This is a genomic window from Telluria sp. AZSoR62 (genome assembly GCF_058111565.1).
Genome location: NZ_JBYTST010000174.1, coordinates 1 through 337, shown reverse-complemented (window position 1 = coordinate 337; position 337 = coordinate 1). Strand labels below are relative to the sequence as shown.

At 51.9% G+C, this 337-nt stretch carries 1 protein-coding gene; it reads right to left on the bottom strand.

Annotation, left to right across the window (positions count from 1 at the left end; all coding sequences use genetic code 11):
* Window positions 1-94 precede the first annotated feature (94 nt).
* Window positions 95-337, bottom strand: a 243-nt coding sequence (locus AC3XQU_RS23405; protein ID WP_489876542.1) for a His/Gly/Thr/Pro-type tRNA ligase C-terminal domain-containing protein, incomplete at its 5' end; no start/stop codon positions are given.

Genomic DNA, 337 nt, shown 5'->3' with positions numbered 1-337 from the left:
CCAATTAACCGAACCTCGCGTGCCGAGATATTCTCGTTGATCGGGGCTTTCGGTGCAGCTCGTTTATCTTGTCTCATTTCACGCTTAATAATAATTACTCCGAATCTGGGCGACCACGCCGGGAAACCGCTTGCGCGAGGAACTCAGCGAACTGGGCGACGGGCATCGAGCCCAGGTCAGCACCTTCACGAGTACGCACAGCGACAGTCTGCATCTCGACTTCCCGATCTCCGATAACCAAAAGATAGGGAACCTTGAGCAAAGTATGCTCGCGGATTTTAAAGCCGATCTTTTCATTTCTCAAGTCGGACTTGGCACGAAATCCGCTTTCGTTGAG